Source organism: Streptomyces sp. NPDC088261 (assembly GCF_044740805.1).
Lineage (GTDB): Bacteria > Actinomycetota > Actinomycetes > Streptomycetales > Streptomycetaceae > Streptomyces.
Genome location: NZ_JBIURL010000009.1, coordinates 22,052 through 37,885, shown reverse-complemented (window position 1 = coordinate 37,885; position 15,834 = coordinate 22,052). Strand labels below are relative to the sequence as shown.

Annotated in this window: 11 protein-coding genes; 7 read left to right on the top strand and 4 right to left on the bottom strand. The window is 74.3% G+C overall.

The window, feature by feature from the left end:
• The first annotated feature begins 239 nt into the window (after positions 1 to 239).
• The 5 genes from ACIODU_RS18830 (at position 240) to ACIODU_RS18810 (ending at position 9,286) form a co-directional block, all read left to right on the top strand.
• Positions 240 to 1,658, top strand: a complete 1,419-nt coding sequence (locus ACIODU_RS18830; RefSeq protein WP_401768791.1) for a HEAT repeat domain-containing protein — start codon at positions 240 to 242, stop codon at positions 1,656 to 1,658.
• 251 nt (positions 1,659 to 1,909) lie between these two features.
• The gene (locus ACIODU_RS18825; RefSeq protein WP_401768788.1) at positions 1,910 to 3,028 is read left to right on the top strand and encodes a glycosyltransferase family 4 protein; all 1,119 of its coding nucleotides are present in this window, start codon (positions 1,910 to 1,912) and stop codon (positions 3,026 to 3,028) included.
• Entirely contained in the window at positions 3,025 to 4,269 is a 1,245-nt protein-coding gene (locus ACIODU_RS18820; RefSeq protein WP_401768785.1) for a glycosyltransferase, read from the top strand. Before ACIODU_RS18825 ends, ACIODU_RS18820 begins: the two co-directional genes overlap by 4 nt.
• 485 nt (positions 4,270 to 4,754) lie before the next feature.
• Positions 4,755 to 5,663 (top strand): SGNH/GDSL hydrolase family protein, encoded by a 909-nt coding sequence (locus ACIODU_RS18815; RefSeq protein WP_401769154.1) that lies wholly within the window; start codon positions 4,755 to 4,757, stop codon positions 5,661 to 5,663.
• Positions 5,660 to 9,286: a hydantoinase B/oxoprolinase family protein gene (locus ACIODU_RS18810; protein WP_401768782.1), complete on the top strand. Its 3,627-nt coding sequence runs from the start codon at positions 5,660 to 5,662 to the stop codon at positions 9,284 to 9,286. The genes ACIODU_RS18815 and ACIODU_RS18810 overlap by 4 nt, the downstream gene beginning before the upstream one ends.
• A gap of 23 nt (positions 9,287 to 9,309) precedes the next feature.
• On the opposite strand, the gene ACIODU_RS18805 is transcribed toward ACIODU_RS18810, so the two are convergent.
• The 4 genes from ACIODU_RS18805 to ACIODU_RS18790 are packed head-to-tail and all read right to left on the bottom strand — an operon-like array spanning position 9,310 to position 13,012.
• Positions 9,310 to 10,215, bottom strand: coding sequence for a biotin-dependent carboxyltransferase family protein (locus ACIODU_RS18805; RefSeq protein WP_401768779.1), 906 nt, complete (start codon positions 10,213 to 10,215; stop codon positions 9,310 to 9,312).
• A complete protein-coding gene (locus ACIODU_RS18800; protein WP_401768778.1) occupies positions 10,212 to 10,940 on the bottom strand; it encodes an allophanate hydrolase subunit 1 in 729 nt (242 codons plus the stop codon). The genes ACIODU_RS18805 and ACIODU_RS18800 overlap by 4 nt, the downstream gene beginning before the upstream one ends.
• Entirely contained in the window at positions 10,937 to 11,701 is a 765-nt protein-coding gene (locus ACIODU_RS18795; RefSeq protein WP_401768775.1) for a LamB/YcsF family protein, read from the bottom strand. The genes ACIODU_RS18800 and ACIODU_RS18795 overlap by 4 nt, the downstream gene beginning before the upstream one ends.
• A gap of 33 nt (positions 11,702 to 11,734) precedes the next feature.
• Positions 11,735 to 13,012, bottom strand: a complete 1,278-nt coding sequence (locus ACIODU_RS18790) for an MFS transporter (RefSeq protein WP_401768773.1) — start codon at positions 13,010 to 13,012, stop codon at positions 11,735 to 11,737.
• Between the two features lie 128 nt (positions 13,013 to 13,140).
• Here ACIODU_RS18790 and ACIODU_RS18785 point away from each other — a divergent pair, with 128 nt between their 5' ends.
• Both ACIODU_RS18785 and ACIODU_RS18780 read left to right on the top strand, forming a co-directional pair.
• Positions 13,141 to 13,875, top strand: coding sequence for a GntR family transcriptional regulator (locus tag ACIODU_RS18785; protein WP_401768771.1), 735 nt, complete (start codon positions 13,141 to 13,143; stop codon positions 13,873 to 13,875).
• A gap of 86 nt (positions 13,876 to 13,961) precedes the next feature.
• Positions 13,962 to 15,506, top strand: coding sequence for a hypothetical protein (locus ACIODU_RS18780; RefSeq protein ID WP_356431257.1), 1,545 nt, complete (start codon positions 13,962 to 13,964; stop codon positions 15,504 to 15,506).
• The last annotated feature ends 328 nt before the right edge of the window (positions 15,507 to 15,834 follow it).

Genomic DNA, 15,834 nt, shown 5'->3' with positions numbered 1-15,834 from the left:
CGCCGTGTGCGGCGGGAGGCTCCGTAGGACGGGCGCGGGAACGGGCGGGAGGCGAAATGTGGTCGCGGAGGCGAAATGGCTGGGTCATCATGACGTCGAGCCCGTACGGGGCCCCCGACGAGAGGCAGAGGAAGATGGTCCACACCAAGCGACAGACGACGGTCGGCCGAACTTGTTGCCGCGCGGCCTAGGTATTTCTACCCCCCGGTTGCGTCGACAGCTTGAGTGAGGCTTTCCCCATGTTCGATCCAGTCATAGCGCCGAGCGGCACGCTGCTCGGCCTGTTGCAGAGGGGCCGCGGCGACGGCACGCTGCACGCGCTCGCCGCGCCCCGCGCGGAAGCGCTCGCCGCCCTCAACCACTGCGTGCTGACCGACCCGCGCCACGACTGGCAGGTCGAGAACCGCTCGCTGTACTACGCACGCCTCTACCTGGATCTCCACGGCCGTCTTGACGCCATCGACCACCATCTCTTCCGGGCAGAGGACCACTTCGACACCGAGGAGTCCAGGACCGGGCTCTCCCTCGCCGTCCTGGGGCACCTCGCCTCGTACGGCAGGCGCGACGCCCTGGACCTCCTCAGGCGCTACGCCGCGACCGGCTCCAACTGGGCCTGGGCCCTGGACGAGCTGGCGCTGCGCGACGACGACACGGGCCTGCGCTCCCTCGCGCTGCCCGTGCTCGCCCGCTTCCCGGCCACCCCGGAGGGCGAGGCCGAGCTGGCCTCGGCCGTACGGGACGCCTTCGAACCCCGCCCCTGGCGGCTCTGGGCCGACGATCCGCGCGCCGCGGTCGGCGGCCGGATCAGGGCCGCGGGCGAACAGGGCTCGTTCGACCGCTGGCAGCGCCAGATGCGGCCGAGCGGACCACGGCCGGGCTGGAGCGTCCAGGCCGTCTTCGACTGGGCGCAACAGGCGCTCGACCGGGGCACGCCCCTCCACGTGCCCGCCGCGCGCTGCCTCACGGCGGTCGCGGGGCCCGACGACCGGCGGGCGATCGTCGAGGCCGCGCGCAACGGACCCGACGCGGCCCGGTGCGCCTCGCTCCACTACCTCGCCGAGATCCGCGACCCGGTGGTTCTCGACCTGATCGAGGCCGCCGCGTCGAGTACGGACCGTACGGTCGCGGAGGCCTCCGTCGCCGCGTTCGAGCGGATGTGCGGCGAGGACGCCGTCGACCGGGCCCGGGGCTGGGTCCACCGGCCCGACGCCCTCGGCGCCTCCGCCGCGGGGGTGCTGGCCGGCCGGGGCGGCACGCAGGACACCCAGCTGGTCCTCGGCGCGCTGCGCGAGACCGTACGGTCGGAGGGGCCCGACGCGCCCCTGCTGTGGACCCTCGTCGACGGGGCGGGACGCCTCGGCATCGTCTGCGCCGCTCCCGTGCTGCGCCACGTCTACCGCGAGACCGCCTCCTCCCAGCTGCGCGGGCGCGCGGCGAGGGCGCTGGCCGCCACCGACCCCTCGTACGCCACCGGATTCGCCGTCGAATGCCTGTGGGACTGCGAGGAGACCACCCGGGAGGTCGCCGCGCTGCACGCGGAGACCGCCGACGTACGGGTGGCGGAGCGGCTGCGGCGGCTGGCCGCGGATCCGGCCGAGGAGGCCGAGGTGCAGACCGCCGTACGGAGCAGGATCGGGCCCGACGCCGCCGCTCTGTGACCACCGGACGCTCATGACCTCGGGACGACCCCCGGGACGGCCTCAGGGGCGTGAGCGTCCGGCGGAGCGCCAGGCCGGTGGTCACGGGCGCGTCACGCCCGCCGCTCGTGTGCGTTCCAGGTGTGTTTCCGTACGACGTCCGAGGCCGCGGCGCCCTCCGGGACGCCCCGGAGTCCAATGCTCATGGGGCGTTCGTCGGGCGGAAAGATCCACGTTGGCAGGGACACGTCCGGCAGGACGACAACACGAGCATGCGTGTCGTCATTGTCACCGAGTCCTTCCCGCCCGACGTCAACGGCGTGGCCCACTGCGCCCTCCAGACCGCCCGGCACCTCGCCGCGCGCGGTCACGACCCGCTCGTCATCGCCCCGGCCGTGGCCGGCGACGACGAGATCGACTCACCGTGCCCCGTGGTACGTGTGCCCTCACTCCCGCTCCCCGGCTACCCCCAGGTCCGGGTGGCACTCCCCAGCCGGCGGGTGGCCGCGACGATCGCCGCGCACCGCGCCGACCTCGTCCACCTCGCGGGCCCCTTCGTGCTCGGCGTGCGCGGCATGTCGGCCGCCACCCGGCTCGGCGTCCCCGCCGTCGCCGTCTACCAGACCGACCTCGCCGGGTATGCCAGGACGTATGTCGGCGCCGGCGAGGCGGCCGCCTGGCGGCGCATCCGCGCCGTCCACACCGCCGCCGACCGCACCCTCGCGCCCTCCAGCGCCGCCGTCAGCGATCTCGCGGCGCACGGCATCCCCCGGGTCAGCCTCTGGCCGCGCGGGGTGGACACCGTACGGTTCCGGCCGGAGCTGCGGGACGAGGCGCTGCGGCGGCGGTTCGCGCCCAACGGTGAGCTGATCGTCGGGTACGTCGGCCGGCTGGCGCCCGAGAAGCACGTGGAGCTCCTCGCGGGCGTCTGCGCGCTGCCGGGCGTCCGGGTGGTGATCGTCGGCGACGGCCCCAGCGAGGCGTCCCTCCGGGGCGCGCTCCCTGGCGCGCTCTTCCTGGGCCGTACCACCGGTGACGAACTGGCCAGGACCTTCGCGTCCTTCGACGTCTTCGCGCACACCGGCCCCTACGAAACCTTCTGCCAGACCGTGCAGGAGGCCATGGCCAGCGGGGTACCGGTGATCGCGCCCGCGGCGGGCGGACCGCTCGACCTCGTCGACCACGGCCGTACGGGAACGCTCGTGACGCCCCTCGACACCGACGCCGTCACCCGCGCCGTCGAAGACCTCGCCCACGCGCCGGTCCTGCGCGCCTCCTACGGACAGGTGGCCCGGGCCACCGTCGAGGGGCGCACCTGGGCGGTGGTCGGGGACCAGCTGATCGACCACTACGCGGACGTGCTCGGCGCCCGCACGGCGGTGGTCGCGTGAACGCGGCGGGCGCTTCCCTTCCGTCCCTTCCGGCCGCCTCCGGAGGGGGCGGCCTGCGGATCGTACGGCTGGCGAACTTCGTCACCCCGGCCTCCGGCGGCCTGCGCACCGCGCTCCAGGAGCTGGGCAGCGGCTATCTGGCGGCCGGGCACGAACCGGTGCTGATCGTGCCGGGGGAGCGGGAGACCGACGAGCACACCGGGCAGGGGCGGGTGATCACCCTGCCGGGCCCGGTGCTGCCCGGCACCGGCGGTTACCGCGTCCTGACCGCGCGGCGGCGGCTGCGGGAGGTGCTCGGACAGCTCCGTCCCGACCGGCTGGAGGTGTCCGACAGGACCACCCTGCGCTGGACCGGGGAGTGGGCGCGCCGCCACCGCGTGCCGTCCGTGATGGTCTCCCACGAGACCGCCGACGGGGTGCTGCGGACCTGGGGCGTGCCCGGGGCGGCGGCGGGGCGGACGGCCGACCGGATCAACCTGCGCAGCGCGTGGGCGTACTCCCGGATCGTGTGCACCACGGAGTGGTCGGAGCGCGAGTTCCTGCGCATCGGCGCGCGGAACGTGGTGCGGGCGCCGCTGGGCGTGGACCTGGTGCGGTGCCGGCCGGAGCGCCGTGACCCGGCGCTGCGGGAGCGGTACGCGCGCGGGGCGGACGTCCTGCTGCTCCTCGGCTCCCGCCTGTCGGTGGAGAAGCGGCCCGGTACGGCGCTGGACGCGCTGGCGGAGCTGCGGGCGCGGGGCGTGCGGGTGGTGCTGGTCGTGGCGGGCGAGGGCCCGCTGCGGGCCGGGCTGGTCCGCAGGGCGCAGGCGCAGCGGCTGCCCGCGCTGTTCCTGGGCCATGTACGGGACCGGGCCGCCATGGCGGATCTCCAGGCGGCGGCGGACATCTGCCTGGCGCCGGGGCCCGCCGAGACGTTCGGGCTCTCGGCCCTGGAGGCGCTGGCCTGCGGCACGCCGGTGGTCGCGAGCGCGTCGTCGGCGCTGCCCGAGGTCATCGGCGACGCGGGCAGGTCGGCGGCGGACACGGGCGTGGCCTTCGCCGACGCCGTACAGGCCCTGCTGACCCGCCCGGAGGCGGAGCGGCGCACGGCGGCGAGGACGAGGGCGGAACTGTTCGGCTGGGACCGCTCGGTGAAGGCGTTCCTGGCGGCGCACGAGGCCGGGTCGCCGCGACCGGCGGACCGCCTGCCGGACCCGCTGCCCACCCCGCCCCTCCGCCACCCGGACGGGGCCCCGCGGTGAGCGGGACGACCCCCGCCACGCGGGAGACGCGCACACCGCCGCCGGTACGCGACACCACGCCGCCCGCGGGCGCACCCGCCCCCACCCGGACGCCCGACCCGTCCCCCACGCGGAGGATCCAGGCAGCCGCCCTCACGGGCACACGAACGGCCCCCGACGCCGCCGCGACCCGGTTTCCTTCCACCACCCCGAAGACGGCCCCGGAACCGCCCCCGCCCGGCGGCCGGCCCTCGGGGCCTGCGGCGGGGCCGCCTCCGACCGGACCGGAAGCCGCTCCGTCATCGGCCACCCGGCCGGCGGCGGGGGCCGCTGCCGACCCGACGCCGGCCGGGCGGGCGGCAGCCGGGACCGTTGCCGTGCCGTCCTCGGTCGAGCTGACCACGCCGGGGGTCTTTGTCGAGCCGTCCCGCGTCGGGCGGACGGTGGTGGGGGGCGTTGCCGGGGTGTCGTCCGTCGGGTGGGGCGCGCGGGTGGACCCCGGCCAGCTGGGCGCGTCCGGCGATGGAGGGGGCGGGCGCGAGGGTGGTGCGCCGTCGCGGGGGATTCGGTTCGCCGCGCTCGGGGATTCTCTGACCGCCGGGGTCGGGGACCCCGTGGACGGAGGGTGGCGCGGGTGGGCCGCCCTGCTCGGGGGCGGGCTGGGCGGGGACGCCGAGTTCCGTAACCTCGCCGTCAGCGGCGCCCTCACCCGCGACGTCGAGGAGGACCAGCTGCCCGCCGCCCTCGACTTCGCCCCCGACCTCGCCTCCGTCCTCGTCGGCGTCAACGACACCCTGCGCTGCGCCTTCGACATCCAGGACCTCGCCCGCCGCCTCGACCGCGTCTGCCACGCCCTCGCCGCGCGCGGCGCCGTCCTCCTGACCGCCTGCCTCCCGGACCCCGGCACCATGCTCGGCCTGCCCGCACCCCTCGCCCGCCCGCTCGCCCGGCGCCAGCGGGCCGTCAACGCCGTCGTGCACGCGCTGTCCGAGCGGCACGGCGCGGTCCACCTGCACATGGCGGACACCGCCTGGGTCGCCGACCGGACCCTCTGGAGCGCCGACCGGCTGCACCCGGGCGAGCGCGGCCACCGGATGACCGCCGCCCGCTTCCACGACCTGCTCGCCGCCCGCGGCCTCGCCCCCGGCCCGGCCCCCTCGCTGGCGGCGGACCGGCCGCCCCCGACCCGTACGGCCGCACTGGCCTGGCTCGCCACCGCGGGCACCGGCTGGGTCGTACGGCGGTGCCAGGACCTCCTCCCCGAGCTGCTGCGCCTGGCCGGTGACGAGGTACGGCACTGGGCCAGGGGCACCACCGCCCGCCTCGACCTCCACGCCGAACACGCGCTCTCCGGCGCGCTCGCCGCGCTCGCCGCCCGGGCACCCGGGCCGTCTCTTGCGAGAATGGGGGAATGACCGGGACCGGACGCTGGGAATTCTGGATCGACCGGGGCGGCACCTTCACCGACGTGGTGGGGAGGCGCCCCGACGGCCGGCTCGTCACCCGCAAACTCCTCTCCCACCAGCCGGAACGCCACCAGGACGCGGCCGTCGCCGGCATCCGGCTCCTCCTCGGCCTCGCCCCCGGCGAACCCGTCCCGGCGGACCGGGTCCGCCTCGTGAAGATGGGCACGACCGTCGCCACCAACGCCCTGCTGGAGCGGCGCGGCGAGCCCACCGTCCTCGTCATTACCGAAGGCTTCCGCGACGCCCTGCGGATCGCGTACCAGAACCGCCCCCGGCTCTTCGACCGCCGGATCGTGCTGCCCGAGGCGGTGTACGAACGGGTCGTGGAGGTCCCGGAACGGATCGACGCGCACGGCGCCACCGTCCGCCCGCTCGACCTGGACCCCGTCACCGACGCCCTGCGCGCCGCCCACGACGACGGCTTCCGCGCCGCCGCCGTGGTCCTCATGCACGGCTACCGCCACCCCGCCCACGAGACCGCCGTCGCCGAAGCCGCCCGCGCGGCGGGCTTCACCCAGGTCAGCTGCTCCCACGAGGTCAGCCCCCTGATCAAGCTGGTCCCGCGCGGGGACACCACCGTCGTGGACGCCTATCTCTCCCCGATCCTGCGCCGGTACGTCGAGGAGATCGCCGCCGAACTGCGCGGCATCCGGCTCATGTTCATGCAGTCCAACGGCGGCCTGCGCGAAGCCGCCCACTTCCGCGGCAAGGACGCCGTGCTGTCGGGCCCGGCCGGCGGGGTCGTCGGCATGGTCCGTACGTCGGAACAGGCCGGCTTCGACCGCGTCATCGGCTTCGACATGGGCGGCACCTCCACCGATGTCTCGCACTACGCGGGCGCGTTCGAGCGCGACCTGGGCACCCAGGTCGCCGGCGTCCGGATGCGCGCCCCCATGATGAACATCCACACCGTCGCCGCCGGCGGCGGATCCGTCCTGCACTTCGACGGACAGCGCTACCGCGTCGGCCCCGACTCGGCGGGCGCCGTGCCGGGCCCCGCCTGCTACCGGCGCGGCGGGCCGCTCACCGTCACCGACGCCCACGTGATGCTCGGCCGGATCCAACCCGCCCATTTCCCCGCCGTGTTCGGCCCCGGCGGGGACCGGCCGCTGGACGCCGAGGTCGTACGGACCCGCTTCGCGGAACTGGCCCGGGACGTGACGAAGGCCACCGGTGCGCACCGGACGCCGGAGCAAGTCGCCGCCGGTTACCTGGAGATCGCCGTCCTCAACATGGCGAACGCCGTCAAGAAGATCTCCGTACAGCGCGGACACGACATCACCCGCTACGCCCTCACCAGCTTCGGCGGCGCGGGCGGCCAGCACGCGTGCGCGGTCGCCGACGCCCTGGGCGTCGACACCGTGGTCGTGCCCCCGCTCGCCGGGGTCCTCTCCGCGTACGGCATCGGCCTCGCCGACGCCACCGCCATGCGCGAGCAGTCGGTCGAGGCCGAGTTGACCGGACCGGCGCTGCGGCGCGTGCGCGAGGTGTGCGACGATCTGGCCGCGCGCGCCCGCGCCGACCTGCGCGCCGATTCCGTCCCGGACGACGCGATCACCACCCACGCGCGGGTGCTTCTGCGGTACGCCGGTACGGACGCGAGCCTGTCCGTCGCCCTGGACACCGTCCCGGCGATGGCGGCGGCCTTCGTCGCCGAACACCGCTCCCGTTACGCCTTCACGATGGACAAGCCGCTGGTGGTGGAGGCGGTCTCGGTCGAAGCGATCGGCGCGGCGGGCGGCGAGCACCGGCCCGGGCCGACGGGGCAGGCCCGCACCGATTCCGGGGCGGGGACGGCGCCCGAGCCGTACGCCCTGACCGGCATGTTCGTGGACGGCCGGGTCCGCGACACTCCGCTCCACCGGCGCGCCGACCTCCGTACGGGCACCACCGTCACCGGCCCCGCCGTGATCACCGAGCCCGACGCCACCACGATCGTCGAGCCCGGGTGGCGGGCGCGGGCGGCGGAGTCGGGGCACCTGCTGCTGACCCGGGTACGGCCCCGGCCCCCGCGCGTCGCGGTCGGCACGGACGTCGACCCGGTGCTGCTGGAGGTCTTCAACAACCTCTTCATGGCCGTCGCCGAACAGATGGGCGTGCGCCTGGAGAACACCGCCCACTCCGTCAACATCAAGGAACGGCTGGACTTCTCCTGCGCGCTCTTCGACGCCGAGGGCAACCTGATCGCCAACGCCCCCCACATCCCGGTCCACTTGGGGTCGATGGGTGAATCCATCAAGGAGGTGCTGCGGCGCAACGCGGGCGAGCTGCGCCCCGGTGACGTGTACGCCATCAACGATCCGTACCACGGTGGCACGCATCTGCCCGACGTGACGGTCGTGACCCCCGTCTTCGACGAGCGGGGCGGGGAGCTGCGGTTCCTGGTGGCCTCCCGGGGCCACCACGCCGAGATCGGCGGCATCACCCCCGGCTCCATGCCGGCCTTCAGCACCGACATCCACGAGGAGGGCGTGCTGTTCGACAACTGGCTGCTCGTCAGGGACGGCCGGCTGCGGGAGGAGGAGACGCGGGACCTGCTCACCGGCGCCCGGCATCCGTCCCGCGACCCGGACACCAACCTCGCCGATCTGCGCGCCCAGATCGCGGCGAACGAGAAGGGCATCGCCGAACTCCACGCCATGGTCGAGGAGTTCGGACTCGACGTGGTCCAGGCGTACATGGGTCACGTACGGCGCAACGCCGAGGAGTCCGTACGGCGCATCGTCGCAGGGCTCCACGACGGTTCGTACCGCTACGAGACCGACTCCGGCGCCGTGATCGAGGTCGCCCTGCGGGTCGACCGGGCGGCGCGCAGCGCGGTCGTGGACTTCGCCGGCACCTCGCCGCAGCAGCCCGGCAACTTCAACGCGCCCCGGTCCGTGGTGATGGCGGCGGTGCTGTACGTCTTCCGGACGCTCGTGGCCGACGACATCCCACTCAACAGCGGCTGTCTGGTGCCCCTGGAGGTGCGGGTACCGGACGGGTCGATGCTCGCGCCCGCCTACCCGGCGGCCACGGTCGCGGGAAACGTGGAGATCTCCCAGGCCGTCACGGGCGCGCTGTACGCGGCGCTCGGGGTCCAGGCGGAGGGCTCGGGCACCATGAACAACCTCACCTTCGGCAACGACCGGGTGCAGTACTACGAGACCGTCGCCAGCGGGTCGGGCGCGGGCGACGGATTCGGCGGCGCCGACGCCGTACAGACCCATATGACCAACTCCCGCCTCACCGACCCCGAAGTGCTGGAGTGGCGGTATCCCGTACGGGTGGACAGCTTCGCCGTCCGCGAGGGCAGCGGGGGCGCGGGACGGTGGCGGGGCGGGGACGGAGTCGTACGGCGCGTCCGCTTCCTGGAGCCGATGACGGTGACCCTTCTGACAAGTCACCGCAGGACGGCTCCGTACGGGATGGCGGGCGGCGGTCCCGGCGCGCTGGGCGACAACTCCCTGGAACGCGCGGACGGTTCGGTCACACCGCTGAAGGGGGTCGACTCGGTGGAGGCGGGAGCGGGCGACGTCCTGGTGCTGCGGACACCGGGCGGCGGTGGGTACGGGACGGCGGAGGGGACCTGAGGGCAGCGGGTACGGGGGTGAGTTCAGCCGGTACCGGGGGTGAGCCGGCCGGTGAGGGGTGGGCGCCGGCCGACCGGGACGAAGCGGATCGGCGTACCGGGGACCGCCTGCGCCGCCGCCGCGAGGTCCGCCTCCCGCACGACCGCGACCACCGGATAGCCCCCCGTGGTCGGATGGTCGGCGAGGAACACCAACGGCAGCCCGTCCGGCGGCACTTGCACCGCGCCGAGCACCATGCCCTCGCTGGGCAGTTCGCCGGTCACCGCCCGCTCCAGCGCGGGCCCCTCCGTGCGCAGGCCGATGCGGTTGCTCGCGGAGGACACCCGGTAGACGGCGGAGCCGAGCGTCCGCAGGGCCGCGTCCGTGAACCAGCCGTCGCGAGGCCCCAGCCGTACCCGCAACACCAGTTCGGCGGGTGGCGCCTGCGCGGGCACGACGTCGGCCGGGGCCGCCGAGGCTCGCCGGGGGCCCAGCGCCAGGACCGTACCGTCGCGCAGGGGCGCGGGGCCGAGGCCCGACAGGAGGTCGGTGGACCGGCTGCCCAGCACCGGTTCCACCAAGACCCCGCCGCCGAACGCCAGATAGCTCCGGACCCCGGCCACCGCAGGCCCCACGTCGAGCACCGCTCCCGCCGGGACCCGTACGGGTTGCCCCCACGCCACCGGACGGCCGTCCACGGCCACCCCGCACGGCGCGCCCGTCACCGCCACCTCGACCGGGCAACGCGGCCGCACCGCACAGCCGTTGAGCGTTGTCTCCAGCGCCGCCGCGCCCTCCGGATTGCCCACCAGCCGGTTGCCCAGCCGCAGCGCGGGCGGGTCCAGCGCCCCGGAGCGGGGCACACCCAGGTGCGCGTGTCCGTGCCGCCCGAGATCCTGGACGGTGGTCAGCGCACCGGCCCGTACGACCGCCAACGCCCGGTCCGTCACCGGCCCTTGCTCCCGTGTCCGTCGTCCTCCACCGCCGTGAAACGCACGCGCGTCCCGGGGGAGAGGAGGGCGGCGGGCTCGCGCGACGCGTCCCACAGCACGGTGTCCGTTGTGCCGATCAGCCGCCAACCCCCGGGCGAGGAGCGCGGATACACCCCGGTGTACGGCCCCGCGAGACCGACCGCGCCCGCCGGGACAGCCGTCCGGGGCGTGGCCCTGCGCGGGACGGCGTACCGCTCACCGAGCCCGGTGAGATAGCCGAAGCCGGGCGCGAACCCGCAGAAGGCGACCCGGAACGCGGCCGCCGTGTGGATCCGTACCACCTCCTGCTCCGGCACACCCCAGAGCGCCGCGACCTCCGCGAGGTCGGGGCCGTCGTAGCGGACCGGCAGGGTGACGGTGTCCGACCCCCCGGAGCCGGGAGGGGGCAGCTCCCAGCTGCGCAGCCCGGCCGCGAAACCGGCCGGGTCGTCCAGTCCGTCGAGCAGGACCGTGCGCGCCGCCGGGACGATCTCCCGTACCGCCGGGAGGGTTCCGGCGGCGCGTCTGCGCAGCAACTCGGCGTGGAAGGCCGCCGCTTCCTCACCGTCGGCCAGCTCCACGAGCAGCGCCCGGTCGCCGACGGGCAGGGCCGTACCGCCATAGGCACGCGCGGTCGCGCCCACCGCAGCGGCCGCACCCCCACGAAGGCCCCCACCGGAGTTCGGGCCGTAGACCGTGGTCATACGAAGGCCTCCACCCGCACCCCCGCCGCCTCCAGTTGGCTCCGCACGCGCCGGGCCAGACCGACGGCGCCCGGCGTGTCCCCGTGCAGGCACAGCGAGCGCGCGCGGACATGGACCGACCGCCCGCACCGCGAGGTCACCACCCCGAACCGCGCCATGGACACGGACCGTTCGACCACGGCCGCCGCGTCGGTGATCACCGCACCTTCCTGGCCGCGCGGCACCAGCGTGCCCTCGGGTGTGTACGCGCGGTCGGCGAACGCCTCGGTGACGGCGGGCAGTCCGGCCTTCTCCGCCAGGTCGTGCAGCCGCGACCCCGGCAGGCCGAGCAACGGCAGCCGCTCGCCGGTGAGTTTGACGCCCTCCACGACGGCCTCCGCCTGTTCCGCGTCGTGCACCACCCGGTTGTAGAGCGCGCCGTGCGGCTTCACGTACGCGACCCGCGCGCCGGCCGCCTTCGCGAAGACCTCCAACGCGCCGATCTGATAGGCGATCTCGGCGGCCAGTTCGTCCGGCGGCACGTCCATCGACCGCCGCCCGAAGCCCGCCAGGTCCCGGTAGGAGACCTGGGCGCCGATCCGTACCCCCCGCTCGACGGCCCACGTGCAGACCCGCCGCATGGTGGCCGCGTCCCCCGCGTGGAAGCCGCAGGCCACGTTGGCGCTGGTGACGACGGAGAGCAGTTGCTCGTCGTCGGTCAGCCGCCAGCGGCCGAAGCCCTCGCCCAGGTCGGCGTTGAGATCGACGGACGCCCAGGTCATGGAGTCACCTTCCGGTCGTGACAGTCGTGCGGTTCACAGCAGTTCGCGCCCACGGGTCTCCGGGAGGCCGAGCAGCGCGAGTACGGCGAGACCGTAGCCGACGGCCCCGAAGACCAGAGCGCCGCCGACCCCCCAGCTCGTGGCCAGGAAACCGACGAGCGTGGGGAAGAACGCGCCGACGGCGCGCCCGGTGTTGTACGTGAAGCCCTGGCCCGTACCGCGCACGGCGGTCGGATACAGCTCGCTGAGGAAGGAGCCGAAGCCGCTGAAGATGGCCGACATGCAGAAGCCGAGCGGGAATCCGAGGACGAGCAGCAGGCCGTCCGCCGATCCGGGGATGTTGACGTACACCAGGATGGCGAGGGCGGACAGGACGGCGAAGATCGCGATGTTCTTCTTCCTGCCCAGCCGGTCGGTGAGGTAACCGCCCGTCAGATAGCCGAGGAACGCCCCGGAGATCAGGAACGCGAGATACCCGCCGGTGCCGACGACACTGAGCCCGCGCTCGGTCTTGAGGTACGTGGGCACCCAGGTGGCGAGCGTGTAGTAACCCCCTTGCACCCCGGCGGACATGAGGGTCGCGAAGAGCGTCGTGCGGAGCAGGCCCGTACGGAAGATGGTGGCGAAGCTGCCCTTCTCGGCGCTCTCGCGCCGCTGTCGGGCCGCCTCCGGAGCGTCCTCGACGTTGCGCCGTACGTAGATGATCAGCAGCGCCGGCAGGGCGCCCGTCCAGAACATCACCCGCCAGGCGGTCTCCGCGTCGAGGAGTTGGAACACGAGGGTGTAGACGAGCACGGCGAGCGCCCAGCCGGCCGCCCAGGCGCTCTGGACGGCGCCGAGGGTACGGCCCCGGTGCCTGCCGCTCGCGTACTCCGCGACCAGGATCGCGCCGACGGCCCATTCGCCGCCGAAACCGAGGCCCTGGAAGGCGCGGAAGACCAGCAGGGTCTCGTAGGTGGGTGCGAAGCCGCACAGGACGGTGAAGACCGCGTACGTCCCCACGGTGATCATCAGGGCCCTCACCCGCCCGATGCGGTCCGCCAGAATGCCCGCGAGGGCGCCGCCGACGGCCGAGACGACGAGGGTCACGGTGGTGAGGAGGCCGGTCTGGCCGCTGTCGAGTCCGAAGTAGGCGGCGATCGCCACCATGCCGAGCGGCAGGGTGAAGAAGTCGTAGGAATCCAGGCCGTATCCGCCGAACGCACCGCCGAACGCGCGGCGCCCCTGCGGGCCGAGGGCGCGGAACCAGGCGAACGCGCCGGTGTCCTCGGGGAGTTCGTCCTTGGTCAGACGTGCTTGGGTCGTGCTCATCTGCACCTCGAAGGGGGAGGAGGGAGAGAGTGCCGGGACCTTGAGCTGACTCCACGGTAGGGGATTGTTGAACGATCCCACAACAGTCTTGTGGTCTCGTTCTTGTTTCCTGCCGGCCGCTCCCTACGATGGACGCCGTGGGGCGGGGCGGGCGCGTGACGACGGCGGGGAGGGGAGGCGCTGTGGGTGAACTGGCCGACGACCGGGTGCTGCTGGGGCGTACGAGTACGGCGGAACGGGTCGCGGACATCCTGCGCACCCGGATCGCCGAGGGGTACTTCCGGCCGGGGGAGCGGCTTTCGGAGGAGACCATCGGCGGGGCGCTCGGCGTCTCCCGCAACACGCTGCGTGAGGCGTTCCGGCTGCTCACCCACGAACGGCTGCTCGTCCATGAGCTGAACCGGGGGGTCTTCGTCCGGGTCCTCGCCGTCGAGGACGTCGAGGACATCTACCGCACGCGCCGGCTGGTCGAATGCGCGGTCGTGCGCGGGCTCGGCGAGCCGCCGTACCCCCTGAGCGGGCTCGAAGCGGCCGTCGGCACGGGCGAACGGGCGGCCCGCGACGGGATCTGGACCGGCGTCGCGACGGCCAACATCCACTTCCACCGCGAGCTGGTCGCCCTGGCCGGCAGCGCGCGGACCGACGAACTGATGCGCGGGGTCCTGGCCGAACTGCGGCTCGCCTTCCATGTCGTGGACGAGCCGCGAGAGCTGCACCAGCCGTATCTGGTCCGCAACCGCGAGCTGCTGGAGTCGCTCGGGTCGGGGGACAGGGACGGCACTGAGCGGCTGCTGGCCGCGTATCTGGACGACTCGCGCGAGCGGCTGGTGGAGGTGTACGCGCGCAGGGTGGCGCGGACGTAACCGCGACACCCCACGGACCGGCCACCGGACGGGTCGCTTCTGCGCCGTTTCGACCGTTGTCAGTCCGAGGATCTAATCTGTGCAACGTGACTTCGCCTGCCTCGCCGGAATTCGTTCCGCCCCAGCTCAGCGCGGGGCCGCGGCCCGCACAGGGCCCGGCCGCCGACGAAGGGCTGGCGCGGCGGCTGCGCGCGCTCGCGTGCACGGCGCCCCTGCACGATCTGGACACCCGCAAGGCCAAGCTCGCGGGGGAGTACTCGATATACGCGATGGCCGAGGTCGCGCTCTCCGCGATCGATTTGGTCACGCTGAACATGGACTTCGACACCGGCGCCGACCATGAGCAGATCGTGGCGAGGCTGCTGCCGCGCGTCGCCGCGCAGGCCCCGCGCCGCCCCGCCGCCGAGCACGAGCGCGTCGCCCGCTGGGTGCTGGAGAACCTGATCAACGTCGGCAGCGTGGACCGCGGCTTCCGTGCGGTGTACGGGACGTTCGGCACCGACGGCGTCTACACGCGCAGGGACTACGACTTCAAGCTCATCGAGGAGGTCCCCGGGCACGGCGGGAGCGTCTACCTCCGTACGACGGACGAAGCGGTCAACGTCCTGGTGGGCGCCCTCGACACGGACGTCACGAGCGCGCAGATCGCCGCCGAGGTCAAGCTGGAGGTCCTGATCAACCGCGGCCGGCTCGCGGACGCGCAGCTCGCCGCCGAACAGGCCAGGTACCGCACGGTGCAGTACGCGGAGACGCTGCGGCGGACGCTGGAGGCGACGCGGCGCAACGTCCGCGCGGTCGACTGGCTCAACGCCGTCCCGGACATGATCGACGAAGCGCTCGACCACGTCGCCGACCGGTACCGCCACGAGAACGCGATCCTCACGAACATCCGCAAGGCCCGCGACGAGGCCGAGACGGGCAACGACCCCAAGACGGCCGAGCACAAGCGGCGCGCCGCCGAGCTGGTCGACATCGTCAAGGACTGCATCCGCCGGCACACCCAGCTCCAGTCCCGGCTGCTGGAGGCCGGACCGCTGTTCCGGGCCGAGCAGGACCGCCAGGCGTTCGCGGGACCGTCGGCCCGGGCGGGCCTCGACCTGTACGGCCAGCTGGTCGCCCCGCTGCTGCCGCTGCCGGTGGAACAGGCCACGCGCGTGACGGACGCGTTCTTCGCCCGGGGCACCGGACCGCGCACGCCGGTGTCCGTCCGGGTCGGCGACCTGATCGACCTGCTCCTGACGCCCCCGGTCGAGCGCGACCACCTCGGCGCGGAGATGCCGGAGCCGGACCTCATCGCGACGCCGGACGACAGCCGATTCAGCGAGGAGCAGCTGGCGAGCGCGATGGAACTGCTCACGCTGGAACACGACGCCCCCCGCCGCCTCTCGGGCCTCCTCGCCGAGGCCCGCCTGCGCGATCCCGAACTGCCGTACCTGGTGATCCTCCTGGCCATCCACGCGGCCAGCCCGCCCGTGGGCACGGCCTACCGCCAGGGCGAGGAACGCCTCCTGTTCGCCGTGGACGACGGCACCCCCCTGCACGACCCGGAGTTCGGCGGTGCCGACCTGATAGTGGGTACGGCACTCCTGGACGCGGCCGGCATGACGGCGGCCCGCACGGAGGCGGCGTGAATCCGACAGCACGGCTTTCGGCGACGGAGGCCCGGCCACGGTGGGCCTTCTTTCCGGCGGGCCCGCTTTGGGCGGCCGGGCCTTCGGCGGCCGGGCCTCGGACGACGGCGCCTCCGGCGCCGGCGGGGCCGACGCTGGAGCTTCCGGCGGGGGAGCCTTCGGCGGCCTGGCGTCCGGCGCCGAAGCCGGTGGCGGTCCGGCCTCCGGGGGCAGCGACTCCGGCGTACGTGTGCCTGCCGTCCGGGCGGGAGGCGACAGGGCCTCCGGTGCCTTCGGGGATCACGCCTCCGGCGTCCCCGCAGTCGGGGATCACGCCTCCGATGTCCCC

Excerpts from the sequence above, each read along its gene's own strand:
- ACIODU_RS18795 (WP_401768775.1), bottom strand. The coding sequence starts at position 11,701 with ATGACCTGGGCGTCCGTCGATCTCAACGCCGACCTGGGCGAGGGCTTC.
- ACIODU_RS18785 (WP_401768771.1), top strand. The coding sequence starts at position 13,141 with ATGGACGCCGTGGGGCGGGGCGGGCGCGTGACGACGGCGGGGAGGGGA.
- ACIODU_RS18830 (WP_401768791.1), top strand. The coding sequence starts at position 240 with ATGTTCGATCCAGTCATAGCGCCGAGCGGCACGCTGCTCGGCCTGTTG.
- ACIODU_RS18800 (WP_401768778.1), bottom strand. The coding sequence starts at position 10,940 with ATGACCACGGTCTACGGCCCGAACTCCGGTGGGGGCCTTCGTGGGGGT.
- ACIODU_RS18790 (WP_401768773.1), bottom strand. The coding sequence starts at position 13,012 with ATGAGCACGACCCAAGCACGTCTGACCAAGGACGAACTCCCCGAGGAC.
- ACIODU_RS18825 (WP_401768788.1), top strand. The coding sequence starts at position 1,910 with ATGCGTGTCGTCATTGTCACCGAGTCCTTCCCGCCCGACGTCAACGGC.
- ACIODU_RS18810 (WP_401768782.1), top strand. The coding sequence starts at position 5,660 with ATGACCGGGACCGGACGCTGGGAATTCTGGATCGACCGGGGCGGCACC.